This window comes from Streptomyces axinellae (assembly GCF_039532135.1).
GTDB classification, from domain to species: domain Bacteria; phylum Actinomycetota; class Actinomycetes; order Streptomycetales; family Streptomycetaceae; genus Streptomyces; species Streptomyces axinellae.
Genome location: NZ_BAAARJ010000014.1, coordinates 136,232 through 152,880, shown reverse-complemented (window position 1 = coordinate 152,880; position 16,649 = coordinate 136,232). Strand labels below are relative to the sequence as shown.

At 72.3% G+C, this 16,649-nt stretch carries 14 protein-coding genes; 5 read left to right on the top strand and 9 right to left on the bottom strand.

From position 1 onward, the window contains the following. Positions 1–40 precede the first annotated feature (40 nt). Positions 41–1,099 (top strand): EamA family transporter RarD, encoded by a 1,059-nt coding sequence (gene rarD / locus ABD339_RS21625; protein ID WP_344568060.1) that lies wholly within the window; start codon positions 41–43, stop codon positions 1,097–1,099. 89 nt (positions 1,100–1,188) lie between these two features. Here the strand turns inward: rarD and ABD339_RS21620 are convergent, their stop codons facing one another. The 4 genes from ABD339_RS21620 to ABD339_RS21605 form a co-directional block, all read right to left on the bottom strand. Beyond that, positions 1,189–2,124, bottom strand: a complete 936-nt coding sequence (locus ABD339_RS21620) for an ABC transporter permease (protein WP_344568059.1) — start codon at positions 2,122–2,124, stop codon at positions 1,189–1,191. Further along, on the bottom strand, positions 2,111–3,073 hold the full coding sequence (locus ABD339_RS21615; RefSeq protein WP_344568058.1) for an ABC transporter ATP-binding protein: 963 nt from the start codon (positions 3,071–3,073) through the stop codon (positions 2,111–2,113). The genes ABD339_RS21620 and ABD339_RS21615 overlap by 14 nt, the downstream gene beginning before the upstream one ends. A gap of 107 nt (positions 3,074–3,180) precedes the next feature. Then, positions 3,181–4,416: a LolA family protein gene (locus tag ABD339_RS21610; protein ID WP_344568057.1), complete on the bottom strand. Its 1,236-nt coding sequence runs from the start codon at positions 4,414–4,416 to the stop codon at positions 3,181–3,183. 427 nt (positions 4,417–4,843) lie between these two features. Beyond that, a complete protein-coding gene (locus tag ABD339_RS21605) occupies positions 4,844–5,857 on the bottom strand; it encodes a polyprenyl synthetase family protein (RefSeq protein ID WP_344568056.1) in 1,014 nt (337 codons plus the stop codon). 303 nt (positions 5,858–6,160) lie between these two features. On the opposite strand from ABD339_RS21605, the gene ABD339_RS21600 reads away from it, so the two are divergent. Together ABD339_RS21600 and ABD339_RS21595 are read left to right on the top strand one after the other, a co-directional pair. Continuing rightward, positions 6,161–7,726, top strand: coding sequence for a peptide MFS transporter (locus ABD339_RS21600; RefSeq protein WP_344568055.1), 1,566 nt, complete (start codon positions 6,161–6,163; stop codon positions 7,724–7,726). Positions 7,727–7,785: 59 nt separating this feature from the next. After that, positions 7,786–9,828 carry a CocE/NonD family hydrolase gene (locus tag ABD339_RS21595; protein ID WP_344568054.1) on the top strand — a complete coding sequence of 681 codons (2,043 nt, stop codon included), beginning with the start codon at positions 7,786–7,788 and terminating at the stop codon, positions 9,826–9,828. A gap of 30 nt (positions 9,829–9,858) precedes the next feature. Here the strand turns inward: ABD339_RS21595 and ABD339_RS21590 are convergent, their stop codons facing one another. Then, the gene (locus ABD339_RS21590) at positions 9,859–11,073 is read right to left on the bottom strand and encodes an amidohydrolase family protein (RefSeq protein ID WP_344568053.1); all 1,215 of its coding nucleotides are present in this window, start codon (positions 11,071–11,073) and stop codon (positions 9,859–9,861) included. Between the two features lie 101 nt (positions 11,074–11,174). Here ABD339_RS21590 and ABD339_RS21585 point away from each other — a divergent pair, with 101 nt between their 5' ends. Both ABD339_RS21585 and fahA read left to right on the top strand, forming a co-directional pair. Continuing rightward, the gene (locus ABD339_RS21585) at positions 11,175–11,642 is read left to right on the top strand and encodes a MarR family winged helix-turn-helix transcriptional regulator (RefSeq protein ID WP_344568052.1); all 468 of its coding nucleotides are present in this window, start codon (positions 11,175–11,177) and stop codon (positions 11,640–11,642) included. Positions 11,643–11,704: 62 nt separating this feature from the next. Continuing rightward, complete coding sequence (gene fahA / locus ABD339_RS21580) at positions 11,705–12,916, top strand: fumarylacetoacetase (protein WP_344568051.1); 1,212 nt, start codon at positions 11,705–11,707, stop codon at positions 12,914–12,916. A gap of 123 nt (positions 12,917–13,039) precedes the next feature. Here fahA and ABD339_RS21575 read toward each other — a convergent pair whose 3' ends face one another. The 4 genes from ABD339_RS21575 to recQ form a co-directional block, all read right to left on the bottom strand. Beyond that, the gene (locus tag ABD339_RS21575; protein ID WP_344568050.1) at positions 13,040–13,357 is read right to left on the bottom strand and encodes a hypothetical protein; all 318 of its coding nucleotides are present in this window, start codon (positions 13,355–13,357) and stop codon (positions 13,040–13,042) included. Next, entirely contained in the window at positions 13,354–13,755 is a 402-nt protein-coding gene (locus ABD339_RS21570) for a hypothetical protein (RefSeq protein ID WP_344568049.1), read from the bottom strand. The genes ABD339_RS21575 and ABD339_RS21570 overlap by 4 nt, the downstream gene beginning before the upstream one ends. Next, positions 13,752–14,312 carry a SigE family RNA polymerase sigma factor gene (locus tag ABD339_RS21565; RefSeq protein ID WP_344568048.1) on the bottom strand — a complete coding sequence of 187 codons (561 nt, stop codon included), beginning with the start codon at positions 14,310–14,312 and terminating at the stop codon, positions 13,752–13,754. Before ABD339_RS21565 ends, ABD339_RS21570 begins: the two co-directional genes overlap by 4 nt. Positions 14,313–14,551: 239 nt before the next feature. Then, entirely contained in the window at positions 14,552–16,600 is a 2,049-nt protein-coding gene (gene recQ, locus ABD339_RS21560; RefSeq protein WP_344568047.1) for a DNA helicase RecQ, read from the bottom strand. Between the last annotated feature and the right edge of the window lie 49 nt (positions 16,601–16,649).

Genomic DNA, 16,649 nt, shown 5'->3' with positions numbered 1-16,649 from the left:
TTACCTTCTGGGAGTCGGCAGTTGGACGAAGGGGGTACCCGTGAGCGCACAGACATCGAACCGCACAGGTCTGCTGTACGGATTCGCCGCGTACGGCATCTGGGGGCTGCTCCCGCTGTACTGGCACGCGCTCGCCTCCACCAGTGCGGGTGAGGTGCTGGCCCACCGCATGGTCTGGTCGCTGCCGACGGCTCTGGTGGTGCTGGCGCTGGCCCGCCGCTGGTCGTGGATACCCGCTCTGCTCCGGCAGCCGAAGAAGCTGGGCCTGGTGGTGCTGGCCTCCGCGGTCATCTCCGCCAACTGGGGCCTGTACATCTGGGCCATCAACTCCGGCCGTGTGCTCGAATCGTCCCTCGGCTACTTCATCAACCCCCTGGTCTCCATAGCCTTCGGCGTGCTGCTGCTGCGCGAGCGGCTGCGCGTCGCGCAGTGGGTGGCCGTCGGCACCGGCACCCTCGCCGTGATCGTGATGACCCTCGCCTACGGCAGGCTGCCGTGGCTGTCGCTGTGCCTGGCGTTCAGCTTCGCGACATACGGCCTGATCAAAAAGCACGTCAAGCTGGACGGGGTGGCGGGCTTCAGCGCCGAGACCGCCGTGCAGTTCCTGCCCGCGCTCGGATTCCTCGTCTACCTCGGCATGCGCGGCGAGTCCAGCTTCGTCTCCGACGGCGTCGGGCACACCCTGCTGCTGGTCTTCTGCGGTGTGGCGACGGCGCTGCCGCTGATCTGCTTCGGCGGCGCGGCCGTACGGTTGCCGCTGTCCACGATCGGGCTGCTCCAGTACCTGGCCCCGGCCTTCATGTTCCTGCTCGGGCTCACCGTCTTCCACGAGGAGATGCCCCCCGAGCGCTGGGCCGGCTTCGGCCTCGTGTGGGTGGCTCTGTGCCTGCTGACCTGGGACGCGCTCCGCACCGCCCGCCAGGGCCGCAAGGCACTGCGGGTGGCGGCCGAACGGGTGCGCGAGCGGGAGGAGGCCCAGGAGCGCGAGGCGGCCCGCCGGGAACAGGCCCCCCAGGAACAGACGGAAGCCCCGGAGCAGTCCCAGGCGCCCCGTACGCCTCCGGCACCCCCGGCCCAGCCCTCCGCCTCCACGCGCTAGCCGCCCCACGCGCTAGCCGCCCCCACTCGCAGGCGAGGGCCGCGAAAGGGCGACGGCTGCGGCAGCTGCGAGGGCTGCCATGCCGGTGTTCAGGCGGTGATGTCGCGGCCCGTGAAGCGGGCCCAGGCCGCCGAGGTGAACACGGCCGTGTAGAGGGCCTGGAGGCCGAGGTTCTTGAGGATCTGGTCCCAGTAGACCGGGTCGCGCAGCAGGTCGGCGAAGCTCAGCCAGTAGTCGGGGAACAGGTACGGGTGGACCGCGTGCAGCTGCGGGATGGTGTTGACGATCTGCACGGTGATCAGCAGCCCGACCGTCGCGGCCATGGCGGCGATGCCGCTGTTGGTGAGCGTCGAGATGAACAGGCCCAGCGCGGCGAGCCCGACGAGGCTGACGGCGACCGCGACGGCGATGGCCAGCGCGCGCAGCAGCCCCTCGCCGAAGGAGACGGCCGTCCCGGACAGCAGGGTGACCTCGCCGGTGGGGAAGAGCAGGGCGCCGGTGATCAGCGCGGAGACGGCGACGGTGAGGGTGGCGGCCAGGCAGAAGGCCAGGATGGTGGTGAACTTCGCCGCCAGCAGGCGCGTACGTCCGGCCGGTGCGACCAGCAGATAGCGCAGTGTGCCGCCGCCCGCCTCGCCCGCCACGGAGTCGCCCGCGATGACGCCGACGGTCATCGGCAAGAAGAACGGGAGCGTGGCGGCCAGCGAGGTGAAGACCAGGAACAGCCCGTTGTTGGTGACCTGGGAGATGAACGCGGGCCCGCCCTCCTCGCCTCCCCCGCCGATCGAACCGCCGTCGCTGGTCTCGATCTTGACGGCGATGCCGACGAGGACCGGCACGGCGGCCAGCACCACCAGCAGGGCAAGGGTGCGCCAGCGGCGGAAGGTGACGGTCAGTTCGCTGCGGTAGAGCCCCAGCGACCACAGCGGACGGGCCCGCACACCGCCGCCCGCCGCGGGCCCCGTCCCACCCGTCTCACCCCGTGTCTCAGCCCTCGGCTCGGCCCCCGTCTCAGCCCGCGACATCGAAACCCTCCCCGGTCAGTGAGACGAACACGTCCTCCAGCGAGGCACGTGTGACGCCGAACGAACGGACCCGGACACCGGCCGTCACCAGCGCGGTGTTCAGCTCGGCGAGGTCGCCCGGGGGCGGGTCGCCGGTCAGCTGTTCGCCGTCGGTGACCAGGTCGCTCACCCCACGCTCCTTCAGCACCCTGGCGGCTTCCGCCGGGTCGGGCGTGGTGACGGCCAGCTTGCCGCGGGCTCCGGCCGACATCTCGGCGACGGTGCCCTGGGTGACCAGCCGGCCCCGGTTCATCACGGCGGTGTGGGTGCACACCTGCTCGATCTCGTCCAGGAGGTGGGAGGAGAGGAAGACGGTGATCCCGTCCCCCGCCAGCTCCCGCACAAGGGTGCGGATCTCCCGCATGCCCTGCGGGTCCAGGCCGTTGGTCGGCTCGTCCAGTACGAGCAGCTCGCGCGGCTGGAGCAGGGCTGCGGCCAGGCCGAGGCGCTGCTTCATGCCGAGCGAGTAGGCCCGCGCCTTCTTGCCCGCGGCGCCGGACAGCCCCACCCGCCCCAGCGCCCGCTCCACCCGGGCCCCGCGGGTCGCCGGGTCGGCCGTGGGGTCGGCGGCGTCGTAGCGCAGGAGGTTGTCGCGGCCGGAGAGGAAGCCGTAGAGCGCGGGCCCTTCGATGAGCGCGCCCACCCGCGGCAGGACGCGCCGCACTCCCCCGGGCATGGATTCGCCCAGGACGTGCGCGCTGCCGCCGGTGGGCTCGATGAGGCCGAGCAGCATCCGGATGGTGGTGGTCTTCCCCGAGCCGTTGGGCCCGAGGAAGCCGAAGACGCTGCCGCGCGGGACAGAGAGATCGAGGGCATCGACGGCGAGCTGTCCGCCGCGGAAGCGCTTGGTGAGTCCCCGTGTCGAGATCACGGCGCTCTCGTCGCCCGGCGCGGCGTCCGGCTCTGCCATGTGCTCCCTCGATCTCTCTCGTCCCCGTGCGTTCCGACGGCGAGGCCGTCAGCCGGCGGCTACCCCGCGACAGCGCCGACCCGTGGCAGCGCTACTTCGCGGTGGCGCTACTTCGCGGCAGCGTTCGCGGCCTTGACCAGGCCCTCCTTGGTCACGGCCCCGACGTAGACCTTGCCGTCGTCCGTCATCAGGGCGTTGACGAGGCGGGTGCTGAAGACCCGGCCGGTGCCGAAGTCGCCCTTGACCTTGTCGGTGACGCTGTCGAGCATCTTCTGTCCGTCGCCCGGGGCACCGCCCGAGCCACCGGGTGCGCCGTCCTTGCCGCCGACGCCGCCCGGCAGGCCGCCGTCCCACTCGACGACCTTGTTCCAGTCGCTCGCGTCCTTGTTGACGACGCGGAGGCCGTCGAACCCGGACAGGTCCGGCCGCTCGCCCTTCGCCTGGCCGCCGGGCTTCCGGTGCTGCTCGGCCTCGGTCACCTTCGCCCCCTTCGGGGGCTTGAAGTCGAAGGTGCCGGCGTCGGGCTTGCCGAAGTCCACCTTGGCGTAGGCCACATCCACGGCGGGCTTGTCGCCGTCCTTCGGGGTGAGCGTGAACTTCAGCGGCACGCCGTTCTTCGCGTCAACGCCTATCCGGACCGACTCGATGGTGGAGTCGGGCGCGCCCTTGGGCTTGAGGACGAGCTGGTAGGCGTCGCGGCCCGCGATCTTCGCGGTGCCATCGACGCTCACGGAGGTGGATTTGCCGACCGCCTTGAGTGCCTGCTGGGCGGCCTTCTGCGGGGTCACCCCCTCGTGGCGGGGCGACTTGGCCCGGTCGCCCTTGGGGGCCTTGCTGTGCCAGGCGGCGTTGGTGCCGCTGTCGAACGCCCAGACATCCTGCGCGTTGTGGACGATGCTGTACTCGGCGGCGTCCTCGATGACGGAGAAGCGCTGCTTGTCGGGGCCGTCCGCGGCGAAGCGCAGGGTGTGTTCACCGGAGGCGAGTTCCATGAGCTTCTTGTCGGGGGAGGCATCGGGTTCACTGTCGTCCCCGCCCTTCCCCTCCGTACCGCTCTTGTTGTCCTGCGGTCCGCCGCCGAAGCCGCCTCCGCCACCGGAGCCCGGCAGCTCGGGCAGGCCGAGGTCGGTGTTGACCTTGATGGTGCCGGACATGTGCTCGACGTTCGACTCGGCCACCTTGGCGACCAGGTCCTCGGCCGTGATCTTCGGCAGGTCGGGGTCACCGGTGCTGGCGAGCGCGGGGACGAGCCCGACGGTCGCCGCGGCGATACCCGCGACGGCGACCGGCACGCCGTACCGCACCGCCTTGCGCCGGGAATTCCTCGGTTGGATCTGTGCCATCTGTCTGTCCTACCTCCGTGATCGGCGGCGGTCTGTAGGTCGCACACTCGTCCACCCCTTGCCGCCATTCTCACCCGAATCGGTGCGGGGGTGCATGACTCCTATCGCATCAAATCCCACCGCGCCTGGCGTCAGCCGCCGGAGGCAGATCGCCGTACTCCCCCGGGATGACGGCCCTGCGCCCGGCCCTACGCCTACGGGTCGGCGCTCGCGAACGGCATCTCAGGGGTACCGGGCCGCCGTTCGGACGGCCCGAAGCCGACACCGCATGCCCGACGGGCCCGGCCGTTCCGGCTCCGCCACCCTGGGACACCCGGACACCCGGACACCCGGACACCCGGTCAGCCGGACAGACACCCGACAGCCAGTCAGCCGGACGGACGGACAGCCGGGCACCCGGGTCCCGGAGAGGCGGCGGGGGCGGGGCTCACCCCGCGCGGTGGACCACCGCTCTGCACAGCTCCGAGAGCGCCGTCTTCGCGGCGTTGTCGGGCAGCGGGGCCAGCATCTCGCGGGCCTCCTCGGCGTAGCGGACCGTCGCACGGCGGGCCCGCTCCAGGGCCGGGTGGGCCCGCAGCCCGGCCAGCGCCTCGGCGAGCCGCGCGTCGTCGCTCAGGTCCCCGCCCAGGAGGGCGGCCAGTTCGCGGTCCTCGGCGGTGCCCTCCGGGGAGGCGGCGCGCTCGCGCACATACAGCACCGGCAGCGTGGGAATGCCCTCGCGCAGGTCGGTGCCGGGGGTCTTGCCCGACTCCTGCTCGTCGCTGGCGATGTCGAGGACGTCGTCGGCGAGTTGGAAGGCGACTCCGACGCGCTCGCAATACTGGGTCAGCACCGAGACGGTGCTCTCGTCGGCGCCGGACATCATCGCGCCGAAGTGTCCCGCGACGGCGATCAGCGAGCCGGTCTTGCCCGCGATCACATCGAGGTAGTGGTCGATCGGATCCTGGCCCTCGGAGGGTCCGGCGGTCTCCAGGATCTGGCCGGTGACGAGGCGTTCGAAGGACTCGGCCTGGATGCGCACGGCCTCCGGGCCGAGGTCGGCCAGTATGTGCGAGGCGCGCGCGAACAGGAAGTCCCCGGTGAGCACGGCGACGGAGTTGTCCCAGTTGGCGTTGGCGCTGGGCACCCCGCGCCGCACGTCGGCCTCGTCCATGACGTCGTCGTGGTAGAGCGTGGCGAGGTGGGTCAGCTCGACGACCACGGCCGAGGGCACGACGCCGGGCGCGTACGGGTCGCCGAACTGCGCGCCGAGCATCACCAGCAGCGGCCGGAACCGCTTTCCGCCGGCCCGCACCAGGTGCTGCGCCGCCTCCGTGATGAAGGGGACGCCGCTCTTCGTGGCCTCCAGGAGGCCCTCCTCGACGGCCGCCAACCCCGCCTGGACATCTGCTTCAAGAGCCTGGTCCCGCACGCTCAGCCCGAAGGGCCCGACGTCGGTCACGAGGGGTACTCCTGTCTGCGTACACGGAAGGAACGAGTGGAAGGAACGATCAGCGGGCTCGGATCGTGCGATGTCACGTTCTCTCATTGGCCGAGTGCCACCCACCGGTCGGGTGCCACCGTCTTCTGGCAGCGTAACCGGTCACATAACGATCATGGTCGGCGCCCGCCCTCCAGACCTCGCTTGGCGTGCCATACCGGGAATACGGGATATGTTGCACGTCACCCTTTGGGTGCGGTTTGCGGATGCGCATCCGGGAGAGCAGAGGCACGCGAATCGCCGAACGTGTCAGGAGCAACCCCTGTGTCCCCCAGATCCAGCCGAGACCCCGACCGGGATCGGAGACCGGCCGGCAGTGAGCCTACGGGTCCCGGCCGACAGGCGGCGGACGACGGCGAGCGCGGCGACCCCGAGCAGCGCGACCACCGCTTCCTGGGCCACCCCCTGGGCCTGCTGACCCTCTCCGGGCTGGAGGTCTGGGAGCGCTTCTCCTTCCTGGGCATGCAGGCCATCCTGGTGCTGTTCTTCTCCGCCTCGCAGGCGGACAACGGCCTGGGCATGGCACCCGGCGCCGCCGCCTCGGTCGCCGCCGGGTACAGCACCCTGGTCTATCTGCTGTCGGTGGCGGGCGGCTGGATCGCCGACCGGATGCTGGGCTCGTACCGCTCGGTGCTCTACGGAGGCGTGCTCATCGCCTGCGGCCACTACGCGATGGCCGTGCCGGTGGACGCCTTCACCTGGACCGGCCTCGGTCTGATCAGCGCGGGCACCGGCATGCTCAAGCCCAACGTCGCCGCCATGGTGGGCAAGCTCTACCGCGCCACCGACGAGCGCCGCGACGCCGGGTTCTCCCTCTACTACATGAGCATCAACGTGGGCGCCTTCTTCGGCCCCATCGTCACCGGGCTGCTCGGCGAGGACATCGACTGGCACTGGGGCTTCTCGGCGGCGGCGGTCGGCATGACCCTCGGCCTCATCCAGTACCTGGCCGGGCGGCGCCACCTGGCCGGGCGCAAGGAGAGCGCCGAGTTCGCGCTGCCCCCGGCCGCCATGCGGCGCGCGGTGTGGCTCATCGTGGGCGGCGTTCTGGCGTGTGCCGCGCTGTGCGCGGGGCTGTCGCTGGCCGGGGCGCTGACGCTCCCGGGCTTCGTGGACGCGCTCACCTACGCGGCGATGGCCGCGCCGCTGGTCTACTTCACGGTGATCTGGCGCAGCCCCCGGGTGAGCGCGGCCGAGCGCGGCAGGCTGCGGCCGTTCCTGGTGCTGTGGCTGGCCTCGGTCGCGTTCAACTTCGTGCTCTTCCAGTCGTACACGGTGCTCGTCCTGCTCACCGACGCGCATGTGAACACCAGCGTCTTCGGCTACCACGTGCCCTCCAGCTGGATCAGCTCCGCGCTGGGGGCCGTCTCGGTGCTCTCGGCGCCGTTCATCGCGGGCACCTGGCAGCGGATGGGCCCGCGCCAGCCGCACGCCTCCAACAAGCTGGCGCTCGGCGTCCTGCTGGGCGGGCTGGGGTTCCTGGTGCTGGTGCCCGCGGTGCTGGGCAAGTCCGGCGCCGGCTGGCAGATCAGCCTGGTGTGGGTCGTACTGGCGGTGCTGTTCATCGGTGTCGGCGATGTGCTGCTGGAGGCCACGGGGCTGTCGGCGACGAGCAAGCTGGCGCCCGCCGCCTTCAGCAGCCAGGCGCTGGCCCTGTGGTTCCTCTCCCTCGCGCTGGCCAACGGAGTCCAGGCCCAGACCGTGAAGTTCTACGGCGAGATCTCCGACAGCCTCTACTTCACGCTCAACGGCGCGGTCGCCGTCGTCGTCGCGCTGGCCGTATTCGCCGTCGCGCCCTGGCTGCGCCGCACGATGCACCCCGTCCACTGAGCCCCCTGAGTCCCGCCCCCGCCCCTGGTGTCCGCCCCCTGGTGTCCGAGGATTTTCTTATGCACATCCGCACAGCTGACCAGTTCCCCCACCGGATCGTCCGCGAGGACCTGTGGATTCCGCTCCCGGACGGGACCCGTCTGTACGCCCGGATCTGGCGCCCGGTGACCGAGGAGCCGGTGCCCGTCCTGCTGGAGTACCTGCCCTACCGGCTCAGCGACTGGACGGCCCCACGCGACGCCCAGCGCCACCCCTGGTACGCGGGCCACGGCTACGCCTCCGTCCGCGTGGATGTGCGCGGCCACGGCAACTCCGAGGGCCGGCCGGGCGACGAGTACGACGAGACCGAACTGGCCGACGGCGAGGCCGTCATCGCCTGGCTGGCCGCGCAGCCCTGGTCCAGTGGCAAGGTCGGCATGTTCGGCATCTCCTGGGGCGGCTTCAACAGCCTCCAGCTCGCGGCCCGCGCCCCCGAGGCGCTCAAGGCGATCGTCACCGTCTGCTCGGCCGATGACCGCTACGACAACGACGTGCACTACATGGGCGGCTCCGTCCTGGCCGTGGACATGCACGCCTGGGCCTCCACCATGCTCGCTTTCGTCTCCCGCCCGCCGGACCCGGCCCAGGTCGGCGAGGGCTGGCGGGAGATGTGGCGGCGCAGGCTGGAGGCGGTGGACCCGTTCATCCACACCTGGCTGGGCCACCAGTCCCGCGACGCGTACTGGCGGCACGGCAGCGTGTGCGAGGACTACTCCACGGTCAAGGCCGCCGTCCTGGCCGTCGGCGGCTGGCACGACCCCTACCGGGATACGGTCCTGCGGCTCGTGGAGCATCTGCCCCGCGAGAGCGGGGCGCCGGTGCGCGGGCTGATCGGCCCCTGGTCGCACCAGTATCCGGACCGCGGCCTGCCGCCGGGCCCGGCCATCGGCTTCCTCCAGGAGACCCTGCGCTGGTGGGACAAGTGGCTCAAGGCGGACGACAAGACGGCCGCGCCGGGCGAGAAGGACGTCATGGACGAGCCGCTGCTGCGCTCGTGGATCAGCGAGCCGCACCCGCCCGCCACCGTCTACCCCCGGCTGGCCGGGCGCTGGGCGGGCGACGCGGCCTGGCCCTCGCCCGCCGTCACCATGACCCCCTACGAACTGCCCGGCAGCGGCCCCGTACACGTGCGCTCGCCGCAGCACACCGGCGTGGACGCCGGGCGCTTCTTCCCGTTCGGAAACGACTCGGACCTGCCGCCGGACCAGCGCGAGGAGGACGGCCGCTCGGTCTGCTTCGACTCCGGGACGCTGGGGGGACGCGTCGAGGTACTGGGACGGCCCCGGGTGCGGCTGCGCATCACCTCCGACGTGCCGCGCGGACAGGTCATCGCGCGAGTGTGCGACGTGGCGCCGGACGGGTCCTCGACGCTGGTCACGCGGGGCGTGCTCAACCTCACCGCGCGGCACGGGCGCGACCGGGTCGTCGAGTGGCAGCCCGGCGCCACGGAGGACGTCACCTTCGAACTGAACGGCATCGGGCACGCGTTCCCGCCCGGCCACCGCATCCGCCTCGCCCTCTCCTCCGCGTACTGGCCCTGGATCTGGCCGCAGCCCGGCAGCGAGGCCGGCTGGGTCCTCGACCCGGCGGGCAGCAGGCTGGAGCTGCCCGTACGCGACCCCGCCGCCGACGCCGGCGCCCCGCCCATCCGCTTCGCCGAGCCCGAACAGGCCGAACCGCTGGGCGTCCGCTACCCGGAGGCGGCCAATCCGCGGCCCGAACGCGTCGTCGTGCGCGATGTCGCCGCCGGGGAGTGGCGCCTGGAGGTCGATCCCCGCTACGGCGGCACCCGCGTCTACCCCGACGGGCTCGAATTCACCGAGAACGCGCTGGAGACGTACTCCATCCACGAGGACGACCCGCTGCGCGCCGCGGCGCGCTCCGCGTGGGAGATCCGCCTCAAGCGGGCCGACCTGGGCTGGGACGCCCGCGTCACCACCCGCTCCCGGCTGCGCGCCGACGGCGCCGACTTCATCGCCGTGAACGAGGTGCGGTGCGAGGACGGCGGCGAGGAGGTCTTCCACCGCGTGTGGGAGCGCCGGATTCCGCGCACCGCGGGCTGACGGTTCCGGCGCGCGAGGAGGGGGCCGCGGTCACTCCGACAGGCGGGTGCCGCGGCGCCAGACGGCGCGGGTGTTGAGGGTGTCGCCGATGTCGCTGGTCGGGTCGCCCCCGACCAGCAGGAGGTCGGCGCGCAGCCCCTCGGCGACGCGGCCCCGGTCGCTGAGGCGGAAGCGGCGGGCCGTGGTCGCCGTGGCCGCGCGCAGGGCCCGTGCGGGGGTGAGGCCGGCCGCCACGAGGTACCGCAGCTCGTGGTGCAGGCTCGCTCCGTGTGCCAGGCCCCCGAAGAACGTCTCGGGCATGGAGACGTCGGTGCCGGCCAGCACGTCGATACCGGCGGCGTCCAGCGCGCGCACGGTGTCGTACACGTCCTCCAGCCTGCCTTGCGGGTAGCGGTCGTAGCTGGAGCGCAGGGTCCGGTCCCACGCGCTGTCGAGGCGGGCGGCGACCCGGGGGTCGTCGGCGAGTTCGCTGCCGGTGATGCCCATCATCGAGGCATTGAGGCTGATGCAGGGCACCACGAACATGCCCGCGTCCTTGATGAGGCCGATGATCTCGGCCGTGTGCGGCTGGTCCATGAACACGTGGACGACACCGTCGATGCCTGCTTCGGCGGCCATCCTGGTGGCTTCCACCGTCAGCGCGTGGGCCACGGTGAGGGCGCCGTACTTCTTGGCCTCCGCCACGCCCGCGTTCACGGTGGCCTGGTCGAGCGAGGGCAGCCCGGGGTGTCCCTCCACGCTGCCGTCGTCGATCATGAACTTGATGAAGTCGGAGCCCCGGGCGAGGAGTTGGGGGACGAAGCCGGCCGCTTCCTCGGGAGTGGTGGAGAACGGCATCAGGGGCATCACCGGGGGGAGGTCCCACTTCGGCCGGAACCCTTCGGGCATCAGCTCGCTCGGGTGACCGCCGGGCGGTGTGATGGCGAAGCCCGCGGAGCGCACGTCGGCCACGGTGTCGTCGTCGGTGATCGGCCCCCGGTTCTCCCGGGTGTTCATCCCCTGCATCTCCAGCTCGGTCGTCACCCCGAACCGCAGGGCGAGCGCCAGGGAGCCCGGGGCGGAGTGCACGTGGGCGTCGATGAGCCCGGGCAGCAGTGTGGCGCCGCCGCCGTCGACGATCTCGGCGCCTCGGGGAGCGTCGCCACCGACCCGGACGATCCTCCCGCCGTCGATGACCACGGTCCGCACGCCGAGGGACTTCTCCCCGTCGAAGACCTGGGCGTTGGTGATCGCGGTGAGTGCCATGGCAGTCCGCCTCGTTTCCTTGCTCGTCGCATTTCCATACCCGATGCTATGTACTTGCGCGAAGGTATGCAAATGCGCGATGCGGGCCTAAACTCAGGCACATGAGCAGCGCGTCTTCCTCCGAGCGGCCCCCCGACGACCCGGCGCTGGACCAGATCGGCCCGGCGCTCTCCCGGCTGCGCCGGCGCGCACCGGCATCGGGCAAGGACCTCTCCCGCAATCTCGTGCTCAATGTGATCGCCGACGCGCCGGGCGAGACGACCGTCGGCGGCCTCGCCGCCGAGATGGGCGTCGCCCAGCCGGTGGCCAGCCGGACCGTCGCCGCCTGCATCGAAGAGGGGCTGCTGCGCCGGGCGGCCTCCCAGTCCGACGGCCGCCGTACCGTGCTCGAACTCACCGAGCACGGCGAGGCCGAACGCAGCCGCTTCGCCGCCGAACAGCGAAAGGCGTTCCAGGAGATCACCGCTGCCTGGTCACCGGAGGAGCAGATCCAGTTCGCGCGCCTTCTGGCCCGTTACGGCGCCGACGCCGCCGCATGGTCCAGAAAGCGGGCCGCGCACCCCCAGTGAGCGAACGGGCCCCGGCCTCCGCGTCCTTCACCGTCGGCGTGCGGGCCCATAACCTGACCCGTATGAGTGACACAGCCCTCTTCGGCCCGGACAACCTTCCGTACGGCCTCTTCAGCACACCGGACAGCCCCGGCCACCGCCGGCTCGGCATCCGGTACGGCGACGACGTGCTCGACGCGGGAGCCGCGGCCCTCGCCTTCGGCTCGGCGCACGCCGATGTGCTCCAGCAGCCCTCGCTCAACCCCCTGATGGCCGCGGGCCGGAGCGTGTGGCGGGCCGTACGTGCCGAGTCGCGCTCCTGGCTGACCGAGGACGTCCACCGCGAGACGGCGGCCCGTCATCTGCTGCCGCTGTCCGGGGTGCGGCTCCACCTGCCGTTCGAGGTCGCCGACTACGTCGACTTCTACGCCAGCGAGCAGCACGCCACCAACGTCGGCCGCATCTTCCGCCCCGACGACGAAGCGCTCACCCCCAACTGGAAGCACCTGCCGATCGGTTACCACGGCCGGGCCGGCACCGTCGTCGTCTCCGGCACCCCCGTCGTACGGCCGCAGGGGCAGCGCAAGCCGCCGAACGAGCCGCTGCCGCTCTTCGGGCCCTCCCGGCGGCTGGACATCGAGGCCGAGGTCGGCTTCGTGGTCGGCGCCCCCAGCGAACTGGGCGCGCAGGTCGGACTCGACGGCTTCCGCGACCACGTGTTCGGCGTGACGCTGCTCAACGACTGGTCGGCGCGGGACCTGCAAGCCTGGGAGTACGTGCCGCTCGGCCCCTTCCTCGGCAAGTCCTTCGCCACCTCCGTCTCACCGTGGATCACCCCGCTGGAGGCCCTGGACGCGGCCCGCGTGGCGCCCCCGGCCCGCGATCTGCCGCTGCTGCCGTACCTCGACGACTCGGCGGAGGGCCTGGCCGAAGGCGGCCTGGACCTGCGGCTGACGGTGCGGCTGAACGGGCACGTGATCGCGGAACCGCCGTTCTCCACGATGTACTGGACGGCGGCCCAGCAGCTCGCCCACCTGACGGTGAACGGGGCCTCGCTGCGTACGGGCGACCTGTACGCGTCGGGCACCGTCAGCGGCCCCGAGCCCGCCCAGTTCGGCTCCCTCTTGGAGCTGACCTGGGGCGGCCGTGAACCGCTGGAACTCCCGGACGGGAAGCGGACGTTCCTCGAGGACGGCGACGTGGTCACCCTCACCGCCTGGTGCCCGGGCCCGGCGGGCACCCGCCTGGGCCTGGGCGAGGTGACGGGCGAGGTCCGCCCGGCCGTGGGCGCGTAGCCGCGCGGGTGCGTGGGCGCGTAGCCGCGCGGGTGCGTGGGCCGCACGGGTGCGTGGGCCCCGGGCGTAAGCAAGCCACCGAGAGCGGGGCCCACGACCAGGCCCGGGGCCGGGGCCGGGGAGTCAGCCGATACCGCCGCCGAGCGTGCGCCGGTGGCCTTCGGAGACGGCCGAGACCGTGTACGGGTCGCCCCGCGCGCTCCGCTTTCCCGCCGGGTGGTCGAACCGACCGGCGAAGACATGCTTGCCCGGCGGGACGGAGCGCCCCTTCCTGAGCGACCAGCGGTAGACGAGCGCACCCTTCTCATGCCGGACGGAAACGGCGAAGTCCTGCGCTGGACGGGTGCGCCAGGAGCCCGTGGAGGCCGGCTTCCGCGGGGCGTCCGCGATCCGCAGCCCCACCGTCAGCGCGGTGAGGCGGCCGGCCGTGCCGACGGTCACCTCCGTCTGCGACCAGTAGGCGTTGCTCCTCCGGTCCACAGCGCCGTGCGAGGTGAGCGAACCGCTCGTGCGCGGGCTCCGGCCCCTCCGGCCCCTCCGGCCGCCGGTCCCGCTGAGGAGCGGACCGTCGGCGGATGCCCGGGCCCGCCGCCGCTGCCGTCGCCGATCCGCGCCCACAGCGCGGCCGTGCCGCCGACGCCGAGCACCACCAGCAGCGCGCCCACGGTGCCCGCCACCGGTAGCCGGGGACCCCGGCCCTCCCGGCTTCCCCCGGGCTCCTCGGCGGCGCACGCGATCCGGGCGGCCATCCGCGCGCGGTCCGGCTGGTGGGCGTGCGCGGCGGCGCGCAGTTGGGCCCGCACGCGCCGCGCGTCCTCGGACTCCTCCGTCGGCTTCACCGGGTGTACCGTTCCGCCTTCTCGCCACGCAGTGCCAATGCCGCGTCCGCGCTACGCGGCGCCTCCTCCTCCCGGGGCTTGAGCAACCTCGCTGACTCGGCCATCCCGCGCGACGTCTGGCTCTTGACCGTGCCGGTCGAAATCCCCAGCACCCGGGCCGTATCCCGCTCCGACACATCGAACGCGTGCCGCAGGACCACACACGCCCGCCTGCGGAACGCCAGCCTCCCGAGCGCCTCGCGCACGTCCAGCACGGCCGGAACGTCGGGCCCCTCGCCGCGTTCCGCGTGCCGCGACCGGAACAGGGCGATCCTGCGCCGCTCGCGAGCGCGGCTGCGGATGTGGGTGCGCGCGAGGTTGGTGACGACGCCGCGCGCGTACGCGACCGGCCGCTCGGCGGTGCGCACCCGCTCCCACGAGCGCCGGATCGCGACGAAAGCGTCCGCCGCGAGGTCGTCCGCCTCCTCGGCGTCGCCGAGCAACAGGTAGGCCAGGCGGGCGAGTTCGGCGTGGTGCTGGGCGAAGAAGGCGTGGAACTCGTTCGTTGAGGAATGCACAGCACCCCTCGCTGTTCGAAATCCCGGTCATCGACCGTCATTCCGTACCACTCCGTGCGAGCGGTGAGGGCACCAGGGAGCCGGCACAGGGGCGCCCCCGAAGGGGCGCGGGGAACTGCGCGCTCAGCACAGAAGCACCCGCACCCTGCACGGCACAGACAGGGGCACCCCCAACGCAGCACCAGCAAAGAGAGCAACAAAAGATCCGCCGGACAAGCCGCGACGCAACGAGACGGCTGTCAGAACTCGAACTCCGGATCCGGGCCCGGCTCCGGCTCGAACTCCGGATCCGGCCCACGCCCGGCGCCGGGGCCGGGCCCCGGTACGGGCAAAGGGTCCACTTCGGCAGACGCATCAAACGCCGATACCGGCTCAGGGACGGCATCCCGGTCCGCCGCGACCACCGCCAGAATCCCCTCCCCGTAGTTGGCCAGCTTCTTCTCGCCGACGCCCCCGATACCGCCCAGCTCACCGAGCGTGCCGGGGCGCAGGGTGGCGATCTCGCGCAGCGTCGCGTCATGGAAGACGACATACGCCGGGACGCCCTGTTCCCTGGCCTGCTCGCCCCGCCAGGCGCGCAGCGCCTCGAACAGCGGCTTGGCCTCCTCCGGCAGATCGGCAGCCGCCGCTGCCGCCTTGCCCCCGCCGCGCCCGGAGCGCTCAGCGCGCCCGGCGCCCTCGGCCTTCGCGGGCGCTGTCTCCAGCCGGTCCCTCCGCAGCCGTACCTCCCGCTCGCCGCGCAGCACCTCCGCGCTGGCGTCGGTGAGCACCAGCGTGCCGTGCTCGCCCTCGACCTCCAGCAGGCCCTGGGCGAGCAACTGCCGTACCACGCCCCGCCATTCGGGCTCGCCCAGGTCGGCGCCGATGCCGAAGACCTTCAGCGCGTCGTGGTCGAACTGGATGACCTTGGCGGTCTTGCGGCCCAGCAGAATGTCCACGATCTGCCCGGCGCCGAACTTCTGGCCGCGCTCCCTCTTGAGCCGTACGACGCAGGAGAGCGCCTTTTGCGCGGGCACCGTGCCGTCCCACGTCTCGGGCGGGGTCAGGCAGGTGTCGCAGTTGCCGCAGGCGACATCCGTGGCGCCGGCGGCGGGCTCCTGGCCGAAGTACTCCAGCAGCTGCGCCCGGCGGCAGCGCACCGACTCGCACAGGGACAGCATCGCGTCGAGGTGGGCGCGCGCCCGGCGCTGGAAGGCGGGGTCGCCCTCCCCGCCCTCGATCAGCTTGCGCTGCTGGACGACGTCCTGGAGGCCGTAGGCGAGCCAGGCCGTTGAGGGTTCGCCGTCCCGCCCGGCGCGGCCGGTCTCCTGGTAGTAGCCCTCGACGGACTTGGGCAGGTCGAGGTGGGCGACAAAGCGGACGTCCGGCTTGTCGATGCCCATGCCGAAGGCGATCGTGGCCACCACCACCAGCCCGTCCTCGCGCAGGAAGCGGGACTGGTGCGCCGCGCGCGTGCCCGCGTCCAGGCCCGCGTGGTAAGGCACGGCCTCCACTCCGTTGCGGCACAGGAACTCGGCCGTGCGCTCCACGCTGTTGCGCGAGAGGCAGTAGACGATGCCCGCGTCGCCCGCGTGCTCCTCCTTCAAGAAGCGCAGCAGCTGCTTCTTCGGGTCGCGCTTGGGCACGATGCGGTACTGGATGTTGGGCCGGTCGAAGCCGGCGACGAAATCGCGGGCCCCGTCCAGCCCCAGCCGCTGGACGATCTCCCGGTGGGTGGCGCGCGTCGCCGTGGCCGTCAGGGCGACCCGGGGCACCTCGGGCCAGCGCTCGCCGAGCATCGACAGCGACAGGTAGTCGGGGCGGAAGTCGTGGCCCCACTGGGCGACGCAGTGTGCCTCGTCGATCGCGAAGAGCGAGACCTTGCCGCGCTCCAGCAGCGCGCCCGTGGCCTCCAGGCGGAGCCGCTCGGGGGCGAGGTAGAGCAGGTCGAGTTCACCGGCGAGGAACTCGGCCTCCACCACGCGGCGCTCCTCGAAATCCAGCGTCGAGTTGATGAACCCGGCGCGCACGCCCAGCGCGCGCAGCGCGTCCACCTGGTCCTGCATCAGGGCGATCAGGGGCGAGATCACCACGCCCGTACCTGGTCTGACCAGCGCCGGGATCTGGTAGCAGAGCGACTTGCCGCCGCCGGTCGGCATCAGCACGACCGCGTCGCCACCGCGCGTCACGTGCTCGATGACGGCTTCCTGCTCGCCGCGGAACGCGTCGTAGCCGAACACCTTGCGCAGCACGCGCAGCACATCCGGCTCCGGCGCCCCGGCGGATTCCTCGGCACTCTCTCGAAGCATGCCGCCACGATAGGCGCCACCACCGACACGCGGCGCCGCTTCTCCCCTA

What these genes read in the sequence shown, in the direction of transcription:
- ABD339_RS21585 (WP_344568052.1), top strand. Translation starts at nt 11,175, where the DNA reads ATGAGCAGCGCGTCTTCCTCCGAGCGGCCCCCCGACGACCCGGCGCTG.
- ABD339_RS21615 (WP_344568058.1), bottom strand. Translation starts at nt 3,073, where the DNA reads ATGGCAGAGCCGGACGCCGCGCCGGGCGACGAGAGCGCCGTGATCTCG.
- fahA (WP_344568051.1), top strand. Translation starts at nt 11,705, where the DNA reads ATGAGTGACACAGCCCTCTTCGGCCCGGACAACCTTCCGTACGGCCTC.
- ABD339_RS21595 (WP_344568054.1), top strand. Translation starts at nt 7,786, where the DNA reads ATGCACATCCGCACAGCTGACCAGTTCCCCCACCGGATCGTCCGCGAG.
- ABD339_RS21610 (WP_344568057.1), bottom strand. Translation starts at nt 4,416, where the DNA reads ATGGCACAGATCCAACCGAGGAATTCCCGGCGCAAGGCGGTGCGGTAC.
- ABD339_RS21590 (WP_344568053.1), bottom strand. Translation starts at nt 11,073, where the DNA reads ATGGCACTCACCGCGATCACCAACGCCCAGGTCTTCGACGGGGAGAAG.
- ABD339_RS21620 (WP_344568059.1), bottom strand. Translation starts at nt 2,124, where the DNA reads ATGTCGCGGGCTGAGACGGGGGCCGAGCCGAGGGCTGAGACACGGGGT.
- recQ (WP_344568047.1), bottom strand. Translation starts at nt 16,600, where the DNA reads ATGCTTCGAGAGAGTGCCGAGGAATCCGCCGGGGCGCCGGAGCCGGAT.